Source organism: Lentzea sp. NPDC020367, assembly GCF_044387305.1.
Lineage (GTDB): Bacteria > Actinomycetota > Actinomycetes > Mycobacteriales > Pseudonocardiaceae > Lentzea.
Genome location: NZ_JBIRVV010000014.1, coordinates 57,717 through 74,889 on the forward strand (window position 1 = coordinate 57,717; position 17,173 = coordinate 74,889).

Below are 17,173 nucleotides of genomic sequence, written 5' to 3' on the forward strand. Positions count from 1 at the left end.
CCGCCGAGCCGACCAGAAACGAGAAGGAAATGTCCTTCCTGCAACGACTTGCGGCCGGTGTCCTGGCGACCGCCGTCATCACCGGTGGCACGACCACCGCCCACGCCACGCCCGGTGACGCTCCGGGAGCCCAGGACGCGAACGAGGCGTGCGTCGCCCCGCCGGTCCGCGACCTCAACGTCACCAAGATCGTCTACCGGGTGGCCAGAGACCTGAGCGTGTCGGACAAGGTCATGCTCGCGGGCTTCGAGACGGGCTGGGTCGAGTCGCACATGACCAACCTGCCGTGCGGTGACCTGGACTCCCTCGGGGTGTTCCAGCAGCGGCCCTCACAGGGCTGGGGAACGCCGGATCAGATCATGGACGTGGTCTACGCGTCCACGGCGTTCTTCCAGTCGGCGATTCGCGTCGACCGCGCCAATCCCGGGCTGTCCCCGGGCCAGCTCGCGCAGAAGGTCCAGAAGTCGGACTACCCCGAGCGGTACGACCAGGTGGAGGGGCACGCGCGAACGCTGATGGCCGAGGTCGCGATCCCGGTGGACCGGGTGAGCGACATCAACCGGGACGGCTGGGGTGACCTGGTCGCGGTGGACGGCAACGGTGAGTTGTTCGGCTACAACAACGCCACCCTGGTCAGTGGTGACCGCAAGCCGTTCACCTCGGAGACGTGGCGGTACCCCGGCAGCGACTGGACCGGCGCGAAGCTGCTGGCGTCGGGCGATGTGACCGGTGACGGCTACGCGGACCTCGTCGCGACTGGCACCGACGGCACGTTGTCGGTGTACGGCAACGGTTCCCAGGTCAACCCCGGCGGCAAGCCGTTCGGTGGCGTGACGTGGACGTACCAGGGTTCCTGGGCGGACGTCCGGCAGCTGGCGATCGCGGACGTCACCGGGGACGGCTGGGGTGACCTGGTCGCGGTGGAGGGCTCGGGTGCGTTGGTGGTGTACGCCAACGGCAGCAAGGTGAATCCGGGCGGCAAGCCGTTCGGCGGGGAGACCTACCGGTTGGGCGTGGGCTGGGGCAACGTCAAGCAACTCGGTGTCGCCGACCTCAACCGGGACGGGTTCGGTGACCTGGTCGCGGTCGACGGCAACGGTGAGTTGTTCGGCTACAACAACGCCACTTTGGTGAGCGGTGATCGCAAGCCGTTCACCGGGGAGACGTGGCGGATCCGGAACAGCAACTGGTCCGCGGTCAAGCAGTTCACGGTGACGGACGCGTCCGGCGACGGTTACGCGGACATCGTGGCCGTGGAGCCGGACGGGAAGTTGTCCGTGTACGCCAACGGTTCTCTCGTCAATCCCGGCGGAGTCCCGTATGCCGGTGTGACGTGGTCCATCGGTGGTGACTGGTCCCAGGTGCGCACGTTCGCCTGACCGGTTCACCACGAACAGCGCCCCAGGATCCCCGGGGCGCTGTTCGCGTCAGGTTCAGGCCAGCCAGACCGCGGTGTCCGGGGGCAGCTGGTCGCCGTCCATCGGACCGGACGACAGCAGCACCTGACCGGGAGGCAGCGGCACGGAGGCGCCCGAGGTGTTCAGGGCGCAGATCAGCCCGCCGCCCTTGCGCCGGAACGCGAAGCAGCCGGCCGGTGCGCCGTACCACTCCAGTTCCTCACCGGCGAAGCCCGCGTTGGACTTCCGGTGCTCCAGCGCCTCGCGGTAGAGCGAGAGCATCGAACCGGGGTCTTCCAGCTGCGCCTCGGCCGTGAGGTGGTCCCACTCGTTCGGCTGCGGCAGCCAGGTGTTCACGGCCGTGGAGAACCCGAACGGCGGACTGGTGCCCTCCCACGGGATCGGCACGCGGCAGCCGTCCCGGCCGCGCTCGGTGTGCCCGGAACGCTCCCAGGTCGGGTCCTGCAGGGCCCAGTCCGGCAGCTCCACGTTCGGCAGGCCGAGCTCTTCGCCGTTGTAGAGGTAGATCACGCCCGGCAGCGCCAGCTCGACCAGCGTCATCGCGCGGGCCCGCTGCTCGCCCAGCGCGCCGCCGCCGTACCGCGTCACGTGGCGGACCACGTCGTGGTTCGACAGCGTCCAGGTCGCGGGGGTGCCGCTCAGCGCGACGGCCGCGAGCGAGTGCTCGATGGCCGAACGGACCGCGTCGGCGTCGAAGCCTGCCTCGACCAGCCGGAAGTTGAAGCCCAGGTGCAGCTCGTCGGGACGGACGTAGGCGGCGAAGCGCTCGTCGTCGCGCACCCAGATCTCGCCGACGGCCATGGTGCCGGGGTAGCCGTCCATGACCTTGCGGATCATGCGGTGGATCTCGTGCACGCCGTCGTTGTCGAAGCGCGGGTCGTGCGCGTCGTCGGACAGCACACCGGGGGCCTGCGGGCGGATCTCCATGTCCGGCAGGCCGTCGGGCTTGGCCATGCCGTGCGCCACGTCGATGCGGAAGCCGTCGACCCCGCGGTCCAGCCAGAACCGCAGCGTCTGCTCCAGGTCGGCGCGGACCTCCGGGTGGTCCCAGTTGAGGTCGGGCTGCTCCGGTGCGAACAGGTGCAGGTACCACTGGCCGTCCGGCACGCGGGTCCACGCGGGACCGCCGAAGACGGACGTCCAGTTGTTCGGCGGCTGCGAGCCGTCGAAGCCGCGGCCCTCGCGGAAGATGTAGCGGGCGCGCTCCATGCTGCCGGGGCCTGCCTGCAGCGCCTCCTGGAACCACACGTGCAGGTCGCTGGTGTGGTTCGGGACCAGGTCGACCGTCACGCGGATGTTGTGCTCGTGCGCGTCCGCCACCAGCCGGTCGAACGCGGCCAGGTCGCCGAACATCGGGTCCACGTCGCGCGGGTCGGCGACGTCGTAGCCGTGGTCGGCCATCGGCGAGCGGTAGAACGGGGTGAGCCAGAGCGCGTCGACCCCGAGCAGCTCCAGGTAGCCGAGGCGGGACCGGATGCCGTCGAGGTCGCCGACGCCGTCGCCGTTGGAGTCGGCGAAGGAGCGCACGTAGACCTGGTAGAAGACGGCGTCACGCCACCAGACGGACTCTTCGGCGATCTCGGGGCTGAGGTCGGAGGAACGTCGCACGGGGGGTCATCCTGCCATTCGTCTCGCTGCTAAAGGACCCGAACGGGTGATGGGCGCTCAGGAAAAGCTGTTCATCAAGCTGTTCGCGGCCATCTCCATGTAGTCCCAGAGCTGCTTGCGGTGAGCCTCGTCCAGGCCGGCCTCGTCGACGGCGATCCTCATGCAGCGCAGCCACGCGTCCCGCTCGATCGGTCCGATCTTGAACGGTGCGTGCCGCATCCGCAGCCTCGGGTGGCCCCGGTTGTCCGAGTAGGTGTGGGGGCCGCCCCAGTACTGCATGAGGAACAGCCGCAGCCGCTCCTCCGCAGGTCCGAGGTCTTCTTCGGGGTACAGCGGGAGGAGGATCTCGTCGGCCTTCACCTCTTTGTAGAAGCGCGCGACGATGCGGTGGAACGTCTCCTCGCCACCGACCTGTTCGAAGAAGCTCACGGGGTTTCCCACGCACCCATCCTGACTCACGACAGCCACCGCGTGCAGGCCGCCCCGGCTGTTGGCTCTGCCATAGGCGTGTGAACTGGCAGGACGCCTGATGATCACCGTCTCGAATGGGTGTTCTAACTCACTTGGCGGTGAAGCCCGCCTCTTCCAGCGCCGGCATGAGCTGCGCGCGCAGGTTGCGCTGGACCGCCCACTGACGGCCGGGACGCGTCTTCACGGTGACCCGCAGGGTGATTCCCTCCGGCGTGAACTTCTCGACGCCCAGCACCTCGGGCTTGGCCGTGATGTCCGTCTTGAGCGGGTCCTTCTCGGCCACCTCGCCGGCCCGGCGCTCCAGCACCTGGGTGGCCTCCGCGAGGTTCGCGCCGTAGCTCAGCGGCAGGTCGACGACCGCGACCGCGAAACCCTGCGACGAGTTGCCGACGCGCAGGATCTCGCCGTTGCGGACGTACCAGACCGTGCCGCCGGTGTCCCGGATCGTGGTGGTGCGCAGCGCGACCGCCTCGACGGTGCCGGTCGCCGGGCCGAGGTCCACGACGTCGCCGACGCCGTACTGGTCCTCCAGCAGCATGAACATGCCGGCCAGGAAGTCCTTCACCAGGTTCTGGGCGCCGAAACCGATCGCGACGCCCAGGATGCCCGCCGAGGTCAGCACCGGCGTGATGTCGAGCTTCACCACGATCAGGACCTCGAGGAACGCGATTCCGAAGATCAGGATCGTGACGATCGACTTCAGCACCGAGCCGATCGTGCGGGCGCGCTGCTCCCGGCGCTCGGAGATGAGGTTCCCGAGCGCCTGGGGTGCGCGTTCCCGCAACGGCTTGAGCAGGCCCGGCTTCTTGCCTTCCTTGCCGGGCGTCGTGATCCGGTCGATGACCTTGCGCAGCATGGCCCGGAGGATGAAGGCGGCGATCAGGATCACGACGATCTTGATGCCGCCCGCGATGATGTCGGGGCCGTACTTCTCGAAGAAGCCGACCGCCTGCGCGGTCTTGTTCTCGATGTCATCCACGGGACTGGTCACGTGGTCGTGCCCTCCTACAACTCCATGCCGGTGGCATTCGCGAGAAACGTCAGCTGGTCCACGGCGAGAGACACCGTCCGGCTGACCGACCGGCCCGCGTGACCGACCTCGGTCTCGCGGCGGATCAGCACGGGGTGCTTGGTCGGATCACTTGACGAAGCGTGCTGCAGAGCCGCGCACATCTTCCTGGCGTGGTTGGGGTCCACACGAGAATCCGACTCGAACACCGTGAACAAGACCGAAGGGTACTCAACGTCCGTTACCACTCGGTGATAAGGCGAGTAGGAGAGCAGCCAGCCCAGCTCCTCGGAAACGCTTGCGCTGCCGTACTCGTCGGCCCACAACCGTCCGAGCAGGAACTTCTCGTAGCGCACCATGTCGAGCAGTGGCGCTGAGCACACCACCGCCGCGTAGAGCTCGGGGCGCTGGGTCAGCGCGGCGCCCACGAGCAGGCCACCGTTGGACCCTCCCATGATCGACAGCTGCTGCGGCGTGGTCCACCCGTCGCGCACCAGACGCTCTGCGGCGGCGTGGAAGTCGTCGAACACGTTCTGCTTGTTGGCGCGCATACCGGCGACATGCCAGTCCTCGCCTTCCTCGTCGCCGCCGCGCAACGACACATGCACCCACACGCCGCCCGCCTCGACCCACGCCAGCGTGGTGGCGCTGTAGCCGGGGCCGCGGCCGATCGCGAAGCCGCCGTAGCCGGTGAGCAGCGCGGGACGGGGCAGATCGGGCTTCTGCTCTCCGCTGACGACGAACATGTGGACCGTCGTGCCGTCCTTGGACCGGTACGCGATCTGCTGCGTCGTCACGGTCGGAAGCTCGACACGACCCGGTGCGGCCTCGTGCAGCACCGTCTCACCCGTGGTCTTCGAGAACCGGAACACCGACTGCGGCGTCACGAAGTCCGTCCACCCGAACCACAGCGTGTCCTGGTCGTGGTCCGTCTGAGCGTCCACAACGGACATGCCGTGCAACGAACCAGTGCCGGGCAGGGGGATCTCCTGGACGTGCGCGCCGGTCGCGGCGTCGTGCAGGTGCAGCTCGGACACCGCGTGCCGGGTGCGCAGGATGACGAGATCGCCGTTGAGCCACCGCACGCCGTCGAGCACCGAGTCCGGTTCCTCGCTGATCAGCTCGGTCCACTCGGTGGGGTTCGCGGGATCGGCGACGCAGAGCCGCTGCCGGGGCGCGCCGTGGTTGGTGTGCAGGTAGAGCCTGCCGTCACGGGCGACGAACGCCGAGCACTGCACGCCGGCCTCGGTCAGGATCACCGGCTTGAGCGCGCCGTCGCCGTGCAGGTCCGCGATCCACACGGAGTCGTGCTTCATCGTGCTGGGCGCACCGCTCACGACCAGCCAACGGCCGTCCTGCGACACGGTGAGTGAGTAGTAGAAGGTGTGCGCCTGATCGTCGCCGTGCACGTTGAGGTCCGTGGCGGGGTCCGTGCCGACGCGGTGACGCCACACGCGGCGATGGAACAGCTTCTCGTCCTCGGGCAGCAGCGCCGGGTCGAGCTGGCGGACGTAGAAGAACTCCTCGCCGCCGGGCAGCCAGCCGATCGAGGAGTAGCGGCACCGGTCGATGGGCCCCTCGATGAGCTCGCCGGACTCGACGTCGATCACGTGCAGCAGCGAGTGCTCGTTGCCGCCGATCGACACCTGGTACGCGAGGCGCGTGCCTTCGAGGCTGGGGGACCAGCCGTCCAGGGTGGTCCGGCCGGACGGGTCGAGCGCGCTGACGTCGAGCAGCACGCGTTCGGTGCCGTCGGTCTCGCGCACCACGACGACGGGGTGGTCCTGCTCGGGACCGCGGCGGCTGAAGAACGCCCTGCCCGCGCGCCAGGTCGGCGTGGACACCGACCCCGTGCGCATCAGCTCCTTCAGGCGCTCGCCCAGGCGTGCGCGGCCGGGCATCGCGTCCAACCAGGAGCGCGCGAGCACGTCCTGTGCCTGCGACCACTCCGCGGTGCGGGGGTCCGCGGTGTCTTCGAGCCACCTGTACGGATCGGCGACGTCGCGCCCGTGAATCTGCTCGGCGATGTTTAGCCGCTCGGCGATCGGGTAGGTGATCGTCGCAGGCAGTGGAGTGGAGGGAGCCTCTGTCACCTTGTCAAGCGTACCGGGCTCTTGAAAACGACTTCCGATAGGGAGTTCATTCACCCCAGGTTTGATCACACATCCGTGACGCGTCACTTATCACACGTGATTTTTTCCTGGTAAGTGTGGTCTCCTATGGCTGAACCGGTGGAGGTGGTCGCGTGCCAGACCGACAACCGACCCCTATCGGCACCTCGCTACCAGGCGAGACGGCGCCGACGGTCCCCCCATGCCGAAATCAGCCCGAGCTCCGGGTCGTGCCGGATGGGGATCGAGATGGGGGAGGTCCCGGTCCGACGCCGGCGGTTTTCCCCTGGGGAAGACGCAAGGTCCTGCTGCTGAACGCCACGTTCGAGCCGCTCACGGCGTTGTCACTGCGCCGCGCGGTCGTCCTGGTGGTGTGCGGGAAGGCCGAAGTCGTGCACGGAGACGCCTCCGGGCTGGTGCTGCACTCGTCGAAGTCCGAGGTGCTCGTGCCGTCCGTGATCCGGCTGAGCTCCTACGTTCGCGTGCCTTATCGCGGTCGCGTGCCGATGACCCGTGCCGGGCTCATGCACCGCGACCGTTATCGCTGCGCCTACTGCGGCGGGCGGGCCGAGACGATCGACCACGTCGTGCCGCGCTCGCGTGGCGGACCTCACACCTGGACCAACTGCGTCGCCTGCTGTGCGAAGTGCAACCACCGCAAGGCGGACAAGTTGCTGTCCGAACTGGGCTGGCGGCTGCGCGTCGTTCCCGCGGCGCCACGCGGCCCGCACTGGCGACTGCTCGCCGGCGTGGCCGAGGCTGATCCGCAGTGGTTGCCGTACCTGGGCGAACCTGCTGCCTGAGGCTGGTCGTTCGGGTCAGGCCGCGAGGGAGAACTCGTTCTGGCGCGCCGTGATGCGCACGGAGTCGTCCATCGTGATGCGCACGGAGTCTTCGCGTGCGGTGATGCGGACGCTGTCCTGCTGAGCGGTGATGCGCACGGAGTCGTCGTGGGCCGTGATGCGCACGCTGTCGTCCATGGTGATGCGCACCGAGTCGTCGTGCGCGGTGATCCGGACGGAATCGTCGTGCGCGGTGATGCGGACGGAGTCGTCCATCGTGATGCGGACCGAGTCCTGAGCGGTGATGCGGACCGAGTCGTCGTGGGCCGTGATGCGCACGGAGTCGTCCATGGTGATCCGGACGGAGTCCTCACGCGCAGTGATCCTCACCGAATCCTGCTGAGCGGTGATCCGAACGGAGTCGTCGTGTGCCGTGATCCGGACGGAGTCGGCGCACGTGATCCTGACCGAATCGCTCGCCGTGATGCGCACCGAGTCTGCCATCGTGATGCGGACGGAGTCGCGGGCCGTGATCCTGACCGAATCGCTCGCGGTGATCCGAACGGAGTCGGTCGTGGTGATCCGGACGGAGTCACTGGCCGTGATACGCACTGAATCGTCCTTGTAGCTCGGAAGAGTGAAGGTCACGGCCTGGGGGCGGGTCATCGTGAACATTTTGTGTCCTCCAGCTCGCTCGGGGCGGGTGCGCAAGACCCGTATAGGTGAAAAGCTAAGAGGTGGGTGATCCGGGAACAAGACCCCAAACCGGCACCCGTTCGCCGCCGACCGGGTGAGGCCTGACCGGGTGTAACCGCTGCGCCGCACGAGAGCACTCATTGCCCTTACTGGCGGGTATGGACACGCTCTGTAGCGTTCAATCCGATGGAACGTGACATGCGTCATAGTGCAAAAGGCGTGCATGGACGGGGTTTTCGAGCGCTCACCGGTGCCTGGGCGGTGTCGCTCGTGGGCGACGGCGTGCGCATCGTCGCGCTGCCCCTGTTCGCCGCCGCCAGCACCCGCAGCCCGCTCGCGGTGTCCGCTGTGGCCGTCGCGCTCACCCTGCCCTGGTTGCTCGTGGCGCTGCCCGCGGGCGCCCTTGTGGACCGTTGGAGACCGAGAACCGTTGTCGTGGTGGCACATTGGCTGCGCGCCGGGGTGACCGGAGTGCTCGCTCTGGCAGTCCACACCGGACACGCGACGGTCGTCGTCTTGTGCGCCACGGCTTTCGTGCTGACCTCCGCGGAGACGTTCGCGGACTCGGCGTCCCAGGTGCTGCTGGTCGAGCTCGCGGGCCGGGACGAGCTGGAGGCGGCCAACGGCCGGTTCGTGACGGTCGAGACGATCGGCATGGACCTGGCGGGGCCGCTGGCCGCCGCGGTGCTGTTCTGGTGGGCGCCGGCGGCCTGTTTCGCGCTCGACGCGCTCTCGTTCGTCGTCGCCGCGGTGCTCGTGTCGCGCGTGCCGGACGTCGCTCCGGAACGTTCGAGCAGTGATCTTCGCGGACAGCTGGCCGAGGGCGCGCGGTTCCTCGCGCGGACTCCTGGCCTGCGGTCACTGGTAGTTGCTGTTGCAATCACAGCTGTCTGCGCGGCCGCGATCAACGCCATGCTGGCGCTCTACTCCATCCAGGTACTCGGCCTCGCCGAACCGGTGGTTCCTGTTCTCGTCGTGTGCATGGCGGCCGGTGCTCTGCTAGGCGTCCGGCTGTCCCCGCGGCTCGCGGCGCGGTGGGGTGCCGGACGGGTCATGGTCGGGTTCCTGGCGTTGCTCGGCGCCGCGTTCGCGTTGTTCGGCCTCACGCCGTGGCTGGTGGTGGCGGTGCTCGCGTGCGTGCTGTTCGGCGTGGCGTCCGCGGGCTGGAACGTGCTGTCCGCGACCCGGCGGCAACGGCTCACACCAGGTCCGATGATGGGCCGCGTGACCAGCGCTTATCGGGTGCTCGCGTGGGGTCTGTCGCCGTTGGGCGCGGGTCTCGCCGGGCCGCTCGCCGAGGCGACGTCGCTGGGCACCGTCTACGTCGTGGCGGGCTCGATCGTGGGATTCACCGCGATCTTGCTGGCCCGGCCGCTCGCGCGCGGCTGAGTTCGGCTACCGTACCCGCCGTGACCATCGTGGAGACCGTTCTCGTCTTCGCGTTGATCCCGCTGGCGATCTACGGCGTGATCACGCTGCTGACGGTGAGGCCAAAGGCCACCCGGATTCCCCGGTACCGGCCCGGCCAGGAGTGGGGCTACGCCCCGGTGTGGTGGAGTGCGAACCCGGCAGGGTTGAGCGCTGAGCACCACAGCGCCGCCGAGTCCGGTGCCTCGGACTCGACCGCCAAGGGAGGCGCACGTGGCAACTGGTAAGGCGATCGAGGCCGTCGACCCGTCGACGCTGCCCGTCGGTGCCGTCGTGACGAACAGCGGCCGGGTGTCCGCGGCGAAGATGTACGAGCCGCACGCGCCGGAGCTGCCGTTCACGCCCTCCCAGCTCGCGCAGCTGGACGAGGCGCTGACGCTCTCCAGCCGCTCCACGGGCCTCGACTTCAGCGTGTACCTGGGCGAGCTCGGCGCGAACGCTCACGAGCGCGCGCAGGAGCTGCACGGCGCCACCGAGCGCCCGACGCACCACGTTCTCGTGGCCGTGTCGCCGGGCGAGCGCGTCGTCGAGATCGTGACGGGCGAGGAGTCCCACCGCCGTCTCGCCGACCGCGGTGCCAAGCTCGCGGTGATGAGCATGGTGGCGTCCTTCAAGGAGGGCGACCTCGCGGGCGGCCTCGTGTCGGGCCTGCGCATGCTGACCGACCAGGCAGGCAGCGCGCCGCGTTCCTGATCTTGCTTTCGAACGCCCCCGGCACCTCGCCGGGGGCGTTTTTCACGCGCTGACCTCGTTGCGGGCCACCACCAGGTCGGAGATCTTCTCCCAGCCGAGGCTGCGGTAGAGGTGGATGCCGTCGGTGGAGGAGAACAGCAGCCCGGTCGTCGCCCCGTCCCGTGCGGCCTCCCGGACCAAAGTGCCCATCACAACGCGGCCGAGGCCGCGCCGCCGATGCTCCTCCGCGGTCTCGATGCGGTGTGCGACAGCGTCTTCGCCGACCACGACCATCAACCCGCTGGCCGCCACCTCGCCGTCCGCCAGCACCTGGACCTTGATCACCGGATCCCTGGTGATCTCGAGCTGGTAGCCGGCGGGCGGTTCGGGTGCCGGGTGGCCGGCGAGCGCGCGGCGCATGAACGTCTCGTCCGGGCGTGCGACGACCAGTCCGGCCGCCTCGATCTCCGCGATCACCTTGCCCGGAGCGTGCGTGGGGATGCTCAGCCAGCTCGGTTCCCGTTCCGCGGCCACGACTCCGGCCACCGCACCGGCTTCCGCGTCGTCCGTGGCGATCCACTCGAACACCCGGTGCGGCCGGTTCACGTGGACCACCAGGTAGCCGTCGCGGTACTCCGACGTCAGCCCGTCGGCCGCGATCCAGCCGCGGTGCCAGCGCTCCACCAGTTCACCGATCATGCTTCCCCCTTGTCGTTCGCCGCGATCACGACGTCGGAAATCTTGTCCCAGCCCAGTTTCCGGTACAGGTGCAGGCCTTCTTCCGTTGCGAACAGCAGTCCGTCACTCGCGCCGGCCTTGACCGCCTCCTGGACCAGGGCGCCCATCACGACGCTGCCCAGCCCGCGCCGCCGATGCGCCGGCTTCGTCTCGATGCGGTGGGGCACAGCGTCTTCGCCCACGACGGCGATGAGCCCGCTCGCCGCCTCCTCGCCGTCGAACGTCACCACGACCTCGATCACGTCTCCCGGCATCACCCGCACCGAGTAGCCGTCGGGAGGTTTCGGTGCGGGGTGGTCGAAGAGGCCGCGCCGCATGAACGTCTCCGGTGCGCGGGCGACCAGCCCGGCCTGCTCGACCACGCGGGTCACCTCGTCCGGCGAGTCCGTCGCCACCGTCAGCCAGGTCGGCACGGACTGGAGTTCGACGTCTTCCGCGTGCTGCACCACGTTCGCGTCCCCCGCCAGGATCCGTTCCTCCTCCCGGCCGGGCAGATCGGCCCAGACGTGCCAGTTGTCCAGCAGGTCGTGCGGCTCCACCTCCTGCGCCCTGGCCCAGCCGGCGATCCAGCGGTCAACGAACGAGCCGAGCTCCACGCACCGGTCGAGCCGGTCCGCCAGGTCCTCTGTGGACGATTCCAGCACGACGTCGACTCCGTTGCGCCGCAGGTTCTTCAGCAGTCCGAGGAAGTAGTCGGGCATCGTCTCGAACGCCACGCCGGGTTCGTGCCACACGAGCGTGATACCCGGCACGAACCACCACTCCTCGTACATGCCGGTGATGGCGTAGACGCTGCCCAGGAACCGGCCGGGTCCGACCAGTGCCTCGCTCAGCGCGAGGTGCAGGCCGAACTCGTCCGTGGCGTGCCTGCCGTCGACGTGGTGCACGCCGGCGGTGGGACGCGTGCGGGGTGCCTTGGCGGCGATCTCGTTCCACCACATGCGGCCCTCGGGGCTCAGCGGCGCCCACAGGTTCCGTTCCGCCGGAACGCCTTCCATCCAGACGCGCCAGGCGCCGCGGGCGGCGGGAGTGGGCCGCTCGGCCACCGTCCAGTCGTCGCCGTAGCGGGACTGGTCGAGCACCACGTCGAAAAGTCCTTCACCGGCAGCGGAAGGGGACACCGACGCGACGTCCAGCGCGACCCCGGCGTGCGCCACGATCCGGCCGCCGCGGTCCAGGGCGCGCAACCCCACCCACGGACCCTGCTCGTCGACGGGAGCCGAAGGCCGGATGCGGCCGGGGTTGTCGCAGCCGATCAGCGTCACCGGTGGCCAGACGCTCTCGAACGAGCGGGGAAACCCTTCCACGGCACGACATGTGCCGGTTTCCCGTAGGTCCTTGTACAGGGTGTACGCCGGGGGAGTGCCGAAGTCGCCGCCGTCGATCAGCTGGCTCACGCAGGCACTGGCGAGGAGATCACCGCCGGGCAGTTCGGCGTGCACGACCAGATCGCCCAGCAGCCACCACTGCGAGCCCGAGATGCCGAGGTGGAAGTCTCCGGTGAGCTCGTCGGGTGCGACCGTGCATCCGCGCAGCACCAGCCGTTCACGCTCGGGCGGTACGGGATCGGCGAACAGCCCGTCGACGTCCACGACCCGTGCCAGGACCTCGTCGACGAACTCCCCGTCCTCGAGCCACCAGCGCACGACCTCGTAGCGAACTCTCACCGGACCTCCCCAGGACAGCCGCCCGACGCTATGGGAAAGCCCCGCAACGCGCGAACGCATTACGGGGCCCTCGCCGGTTCCAGCTTACGAGCGGTCGAACTCCTGTGCCGCAAGGGCGCGCACGATGCCGGCGCGGCCCTCGGACACCAGCCGCCGCAGGGCGGGCGGGTGCTCGTCCGCCAGCCACGCGTCAGCGGCCTCCACAGTGGACTTCGCGATCGACCACGCCGGGAACATGCCCACGACCATCGACTGCGCGCGCTCGGAGGTGCGGCGGTCCCACACGCCCTTCACGTCGCCGAAGTAGCGCTCGACGTACGGCGCGAGCAGCTCCTTCTGGCCGGGGTGCGAGATGCCCGCGATGATCGCCTCGCTGACCGCGTTGGGCAGGTCGTCGTCGTTCACGGCCCGGTCCCACGCCTCGTCCTTCGCCGCGATCGTCGGACGCAGCGCACGGGTCGACTGCGCGCGGCGGTGACCGGTGGAGGTCGGGTCGCGCTCCTCCTCCGCGGTGATCTCCGGCAGGTCCGCCTTGCCGTGCGCGACGAGTGCCTGCAGCAGACGCCAGCGCAGGTCCGTGTCCACGTCCAGGCCTTCCAGCACGGCCGAGCCGTCGTACCAGCCGCGCAGAACGTCCACAGTGGAGTCGTCGAGCACCGACGAGGTCAGTGCGTTCACGAACGCCAGCTGGTGGTCGGAGCCCGGTTCGGCCGCCTGCGCCAGTTCCAGCGCCTTGGCCACGAACCGGCGCCAGCCCTCCGCGCGCCACGAGTCGTCCGCGTAGGACGACAACGAGGTCTGCGCCTGCAGCAGAAGCCGTTGCACCACACCGACCTCGGACTCCGAGTGCAGCCCGCCGAGCACCAGGTTCACGAAGTCGCGGGCCTTCAGCTCGGCCTCGCGGGTCATCTCCCACGCGGCCGACCAGCACAGCGTGCGCGGCAGCGGCTCGGCGATGTCGGAGATGTGGTCGATCAGCCCGGCCAGCGAGTCCGGGTCGAGGCGCATCGTGCAGTACGTCAGGTCGTCGTCGTTGACCAGCACGATCTTGCCGCGGTGCACGCCGACCAGTTCGGGAACCTCGGTGCGGTCGCCCGTCACGTCCAGCTCGTGGCGGTGCGTGCGGACGAGCTTGCCCGTGCCGTCGTCGTCGTAGACACCGATCGCGATGCGGTGCGTGCGCAGTTCGCCCGCACCCGGACGCGCGCCGCCCTGCAGCACGGCGAACTCGGTGAACTTGCCCTGTGCGTCAACGGTGAACTTGGGGCGCAACAGGTTCAGGCCCGTCGTCTCCAGCCACTGCGCGCTCCACCACGACAGGTCGCGGCCGGACGCCTCCTCCAGCGCACCCAGCAGGTCCGCGAGCGTGGCGTTGCCCCAGGCGTGCTTGCCGAAGTAGACCCGCAGGCCCGCCAGGAAGTTCTCCAGCCCGACGTACGCGACGAGCTGCTTGAGCACCGAGGCGCCCTTGGCGTAGGTGATGCCGTCGAAGTTGACCTCGACCGCCTGCACGTCGGAGATGTCGGCCGCGACCGGGTGCGTGGAGGGCAGCTGGTCTTGCCGGTACGCCCACGACTTCTCGATCTTCGCGAACGTCGTCCAGGCCTGGCGGTACTCGGTGGCCTCCGCCTGCGCGAGCACGGACGCCCAGGTGGCGAACGACTCGTTCAGCCACAGGTCGTCCCACCAGCGCATGGTGACCAGGTCGCCGAACCACATGTGCGCCATCTCGTGCAGCACGGTCTCGGCGCGGCGCTCGTAGAGGTAGCGGGTGACGCGGCTGCGGAAGACGTAGTCCTCGAGGAACGTGACGCAGCCGGCGTTCTCCATCGCGCCCGCGTTGAACTCCGGCACGAAGCACTGGTCGTACTTGCCGAACGGGTACTGCACGCCGAACGCCTTGTGGAAGAACCCGAAGCCCTGTTTGGTCTCCGTGAACAGCCGCTCGTGGTCCATGTGAGGAGCGAGCGAGGCGCGGCAGTAGATGCCGAGCGGGATCTTGAAGTCACCCTCGACGAACTCGTCACGCCACTCGGCGTAAGGCCCGGCGACCAGGGCCACGATGTAGGTCGACATCGGCTTGGTGGTGGCGAACGTGTGCACGTCCGAACCGCCCTCGCCGTCCTCGGTGGCGATGATCTCGCCGTTCGAGATGACCTTCCAGTCGTGCGGCGCCGTCACCTTCATGGAGTAGACGGACTTGAGGTCGGGCTGGTCGAAGCACGCGAACATGCGCTTGGCGTCCGCGGTCTCGAACTGCGAGTACAGGTAGACACCGCCGTCGACCGGGTCGACGAACCGGTGCAGGCCCTCGCCGGTGTTCATGTACCGGCAGTCGGCCTCGATGGTGAGCTCGTTGGTCTCCGCGAGGTCCGGCAGCTTGACGCCGTCCTCCTCGCGGTAGCCGGAGACGTCGAGCTCGCTGCCGTTGAGCACAGCGCGGTGCACGGTCGCCGCCACGATGTCGATCCACGAGGAAGCACCCGGAGTCCGGCTGCGGAACACCACGGTGGTGGTGGAGCGGAACGTGTCCGAACCCGGCTTTCCGCCGCCGTCGGTCAGGTCCAGCTCGATCCGGTAGGACTCCACTTCCAGCAGCTCAGCACGGTCCTGAGCCTGGTCGCGGGTGAGGTTGGGCGCGGCCACTGGTCACCTCGTCTGCCGCGCGTGTGGTTACGCGCTGACGTCGTCGGGAATGGTTATGACTCCCGCATCCAATCACGGAACCGGCGTACGGGAAGAGATGACAGGGTGATCTGGTTGGGCTGATGGGGCGATAACGCCACCGACCGTCACTGAAGGGGCACGCATGACCGACAAGGCGAAGGTCGACTTCTACTTCGACCCTCTTTGCCCGTTCGCCTGGATCTCCTCCCGGTGGATCCTCGAGGTGGAGAAGGTCCGCGACATCGACCTGAGCTTCCACGTGATGAGCCTGTCCGTGCTGAACGAGGGCCGCGACCTGCCCGAGCAGTACAAGGAGCTCATGACGAAGGGCTTCGGACCGGTTCGCGTCGCCATCGCGGCGGAGCAGAAGTTCGGCAACGAGGTGCTGCCGAAGCTGTACACCGCGCTGGGCACCCGCATCCACAACGAGGGAATCAAGGACTTCGACGAGGTCATCCCGCTGGCCCTCGCGGACGCCGGCCTGCCCGCCGAGCTCGCCGAGGCCGCGACCTCGACCGAGTACGACGAGGAGCTGCGGGCGTCGCACCACCGCGGCATGGACCCGGTCGGCATGGACGTCGGCACGCCGACCATCCACATCGACAACGTCGCGTTCTTCGGCCCGGTGCTCACGAAGATCCCGCGCGGCGAGGAGGCGGGCACGATCTTCGACGGTGCCAAGCTGCTGGCCTCGTACCCGTACTTCTTCGAGCTCAAGCGCACCCGGACGGGTGACCTGGACTTCAGCTGAGCCCTTCGGGGGTGTTCAGCTGAGTTTTCTGTCGGGGGTGCTGGCTAGCGTCTCCGGACATGACAGTTCACCGCGTCGAAGTCGCAGTTCAGGGCCCCTGGTCGTTGGCGACGTCCAGGGAGTTCTGGGAGGGCTTCACGCCGTCCGCGTTGCCCGTGCTCGCGGGCGAGGCTCTGCAGGCGACGTTTCTCGTCGAAGGTGAGTGGCGCCGCGCATCGGTCTCCGTGACCCAGCGCGGCGCCTCTGCCGTTCTGGAGCTGTCCGGCGAGGGCGACCTAGATCTGGCGGCCTCGCAGGTGTGCCGCTTCCTGTCGCTGGACGTCGACGGCCGTGCCTGGCCGGACGTCGGTCTGCGCGATCCGGTGATCGCGTCGGCGCAGGCTTCCTTACCCGGCTTGCGGCCGTGCGGCTTCTATTCGCCGTACGAGGCGGCGGCCTGGTCGGTGCTGTCGCAGCGGATCCGCGTGTCCCAGGCCGCTGTGTTGAAGGCTTCGCTGCTGCGGGACGGCGTGTTCCCGGCACCGGCGGAGTTGCTCGGGCTCGACCTCGACCTGCCCGGCCGCAAGCCCGAGTACCTGCGCGCGGTGGCCGAGGCCGCGCTGGACGGGGTCTTGGACGCGGTCTCGTTGCGTGCTCTGAAACCTGCGGCCGCGGTGCTGGCGGTGCAGCAGGTCAAGGGGTTGGGGCCGTTCGCGGCCGAGCTGGTCGTGCTGCGCGGAGCCAACGCTCCGGACGCCGTGCCGCACAACGAGTCCCGGCTGAGTGATGAGGTTTCTGAGCGGTACGGGCGGCCGCTGGCCGAGGTGTCCGAGGCGTGGCGGCCGTATCGGACTTGGGCGGCGGTGCATCTGCGGGTGCTGCGCGAGCGGCGGCTTGGGGGTGCGATGGCGTCTACCTGAGTGTGCTGGCGGTGGTTGAGCTTGGTTCGTGCGACCGAGGTCGCGCACCACCACGAACGACACCAGCGACCGAACCGGCCGCCTTGGTCGGCGGTGGTTGCCCTCGCTCACCATGTCGAGGTTGCCGACGCGTGTCGCCAGGCTCGGCATCCGCGCGGTGCCTACCCTCGTTCACCAGGCTGCCGTCCGACTCGCCCCGCCACCCTTCGGCCCACCCGACATGCGTCACCCATCGGTCCACCACGCCACCTTCCAG

Annotated in this window: 16 protein-coding genes; 8 read left to right on the forward strand and 8 right to left on the reverse strand. The window is 68.9% G+C overall.

Annotated elements, in window-relative coordinates; translation table 11 throughout:
* Nucleotides 1-29 precede the first annotated feature (29 nt).
* Nucleotides 30-1,379, forward strand: coding sequence for a VCBS repeat-containing protein (locus tag ACH413_RS38970; RefSeq protein WP_360046062.1), 1,350 nt, complete (start codon nt 30-32; stop codon nt 1,377-1,379).
* Between the two features lie 54 nt (nt 1,380-1,433).
* On the opposite strand, the gene ACH413_RS38975 is transcribed toward ACH413_RS38970, so the two are convergent.
* The 4 genes from ACH413_RS38975 to ACH413_RS38990 form a co-directional block, all read right to left on the reverse strand.
* Nucleotides 1,434-3,026, reverse strand: coding sequence for a glycoside hydrolase family 13 protein (locus tag ACH413_RS38975; RefSeq protein WP_360046064.1), 1,593 nt, complete (start codon nt 3,024-3,026; stop codon nt 1,434-1,436).
* A 57-nt stretch (nt 3,027-3,083) separates the two neighbouring features.
* Nucleotides 3,084-3,467 (reverse strand): globin, encoded by a 384-nt coding sequence (locus tag ACH413_RS38980; RefSeq protein ID WP_360046066.1) that lies wholly within the window; start codon nt 3,465-3,467, stop codon nt 3,084-3,086.
* Between the two features lie 118 nt (nt 3,468-3,585).
* Nucleotides 3,586-4,467, reverse strand: coding sequence for a mechanosensitive ion channel family protein (locus ACH413_RS38985; RefSeq protein WP_396425627.1), 882 nt, complete (start codon nt 4,465-4,467; stop codon nt 3,586-3,588).
* Between the two features lie 35 nt (nt 4,468-4,502).
* Nucleotides 4,503-6,599, reverse strand: coding sequence for a prolyl oligopeptidase family serine peptidase (locus ACH413_RS38990; RefSeq protein ID WP_360046068.1), 2,097 nt, complete (start codon nt 6,597-6,599; stop codon nt 4,503-4,505).
* 152 nt (nt 6,600-6,751) lie between these two features.
* Between ACH413_RS38990 and ACH413_RS38995 the strand changes: the two genes are divergently transcribed.
* Nucleotides 6,752-7,420, forward strand: a complete 669-nt coding sequence (locus ACH413_RS38995) for an HNH endonuclease (RefSeq protein ID WP_396425581.1) — start codon at nt 6,752-6,754, stop codon at nt 7,418-7,420.
* 15 nt (nt 7,421-7,435) lie between these two features.
* On the opposite strand, the gene ACH413_RS39000 is transcribed toward ACH413_RS38995, so the two are convergent.
* Nucleotides 7,436-7,903: a DUF2345 domain-containing protein gene (locus ACH413_RS39000; protein ID WP_396425629.1), complete on the reverse strand. Its 468-nt coding sequence runs from the start codon at nt 7,901-7,903 to the stop codon at nt 7,436-7,438.
* On the opposite strand from ACH413_RS39000, the gene ACH413_RS39005 reads away from it, so the two are divergent.
* From ACH413_RS39005 to ACH413_RS39020, 4 genes are all read left to right on the forward strand, one after another.
* Nucleotides 7,857-8,027, forward strand: coding sequence for a hypothetical protein (locus ACH413_RS39005; RefSeq protein ID WP_360046201.1), 171 nt, complete (start codon nt 7,857-7,859; stop codon nt 8,025-8,027). The two genes, ACH413_RS39000 and ACH413_RS39005, sit on opposite strands and share 47 nt — an antisense overlap.
* Nucleotides 8,028-8,293: 266 nt before the next feature.
* A complete protein-coding gene (locus ACH413_RS39010; protein ID WP_360046071.1) occupies nt 8,294-9,484 on the forward strand; it encodes an MFS transporter in 1,191 nt (396 codons plus the stop codon).
* A 20-nt stretch (nt 9,485-9,504) separates the two neighbouring features.
* Nucleotides 9,505-9,750, forward strand: a complete 246-nt coding sequence (locus ACH413_RS39015) for a hypothetical protein (protein WP_090010263.1) — start codon at nt 9,505-9,507, stop codon at nt 9,748-9,750.
* Nucleotides 9,737-10,216: a DUF5130 family protein gene (locus ACH413_RS39020; protein WP_360046073.1), complete on the forward strand. Its 480-nt coding sequence runs from the start codon at nt 9,737-9,739 to the stop codon at nt 10,214-10,216. Before ACH413_RS39015 ends, ACH413_RS39020 begins: the two co-directional genes overlap by 14 nt.
* 42 nt (nt 10,217-10,258) lie before the next feature.
* On the opposite strand, the gene ACH413_RS39025 is transcribed toward ACH413_RS39020, so the two are convergent.
* The 3 genes from ACH413_RS39025 to pepN all read right to left on the reverse strand — a co-directional run bounded on the left by ACH413_RS39025 (nt 10,259) and on the right by pepN (nt 15,246).
* On the reverse strand, nt 10,259-10,894 hold the full coding sequence (locus ACH413_RS39025) for a GNAT family N-acetyltransferase (protein WP_360046075.1): 636 nt from the start codon (nt 10,892-10,894) through the stop codon (nt 10,259-10,261).
* On the reverse strand, nt 10,891-12,600 hold the full coding sequence (locus ACH413_RS39030) for a GNAT family N-acetyltransferase (RefSeq protein ID WP_360046077.1): 1,710 nt from the start codon (nt 12,598-12,600) through the stop codon (nt 10,891-10,893). The genes ACH413_RS39025 and ACH413_RS39030 overlap by 4 nt, the downstream gene beginning before the upstream one ends.
* 84 nt (nt 12,601-12,684) lie before the next feature.
* A complete protein-coding gene (gene pepN / locus ACH413_RS39035; protein WP_360046079.1) occupies nt 12,685-15,246 on the reverse strand; it encodes an aminopeptidase N in 2,562 nt (853 codons plus the stop codon).
* Nucleotides 15,247-15,409: 163 nt separating this feature from the next.
* Between pepN and ACH413_RS39040 the strand changes: the two genes are divergently transcribed.
* Both ACH413_RS39040 and ACH413_RS39045 read left to right on the forward strand, forming a co-directional pair.
* Nucleotides 15,410-16,018, forward strand: a complete 609-nt coding sequence (locus ACH413_RS39040) for a DsbA family protein (protein ID WP_360046081.1) — start codon at nt 15,410-15,412, stop codon at nt 16,016-16,018.
* Between the two features lie 59 nt (nt 16,019-16,077).
* Entirely contained in the window at nt 16,078-16,917 is an 840-nt protein-coding gene (locus ACH413_RS39045) for a DNA-3-methyladenine glycosylase 2 family protein (protein WP_360046083.1), read from the forward strand.
* Nucleotides 16,918-17,173: the final 256 nt, after the last annotated feature.

Excerpts from the sequence above, each read along its gene's own strand:
- ACH413_RS39000 (WP_396425629.1), bottom strand. The coding sequence starts at position 7,903 with ATGGCAGACTCGGTGCGCATCACGGCGAGCGATTCGGTCAGGATCACG.
- ACH413_RS39010 (WP_360046071.1), top strand. The coding sequence starts at position 8,294 with ATGCGTCATAGTGCAAAAGGCGTGCATGGACGGGGTTTTCGAGCGCTC.
- ACH413_RS39040 (WP_360046081.1), top strand. The coding sequence starts at position 15,410 with ATGACCGACAAGGCGAAGGTCGACTTCTACTTCGACCCTCTTTGCCCG.
- ACH413_RS39025 (WP_360046075.1), bottom strand. The coding sequence starts at position 10,894 with ATGATCGGTGAACTGGTGGAGCGCTGGCACCGCGGCTGGATCGCGGCC.
- ACH413_RS39045 (WP_360046083.1), top strand. The coding sequence starts at position 16,078 with ATGACAGTTCACCGCGTCGAAGTCGCAGTTCAGGGCCCCTGGTCGTTG.
- ACH413_RS38970 (WP_360046062.1), top strand. The coding sequence starts at position 30 with ATGTCCTTCCTGCAACGACTTGCGGCCGGTGTCCTGGCGACCGCCGTC.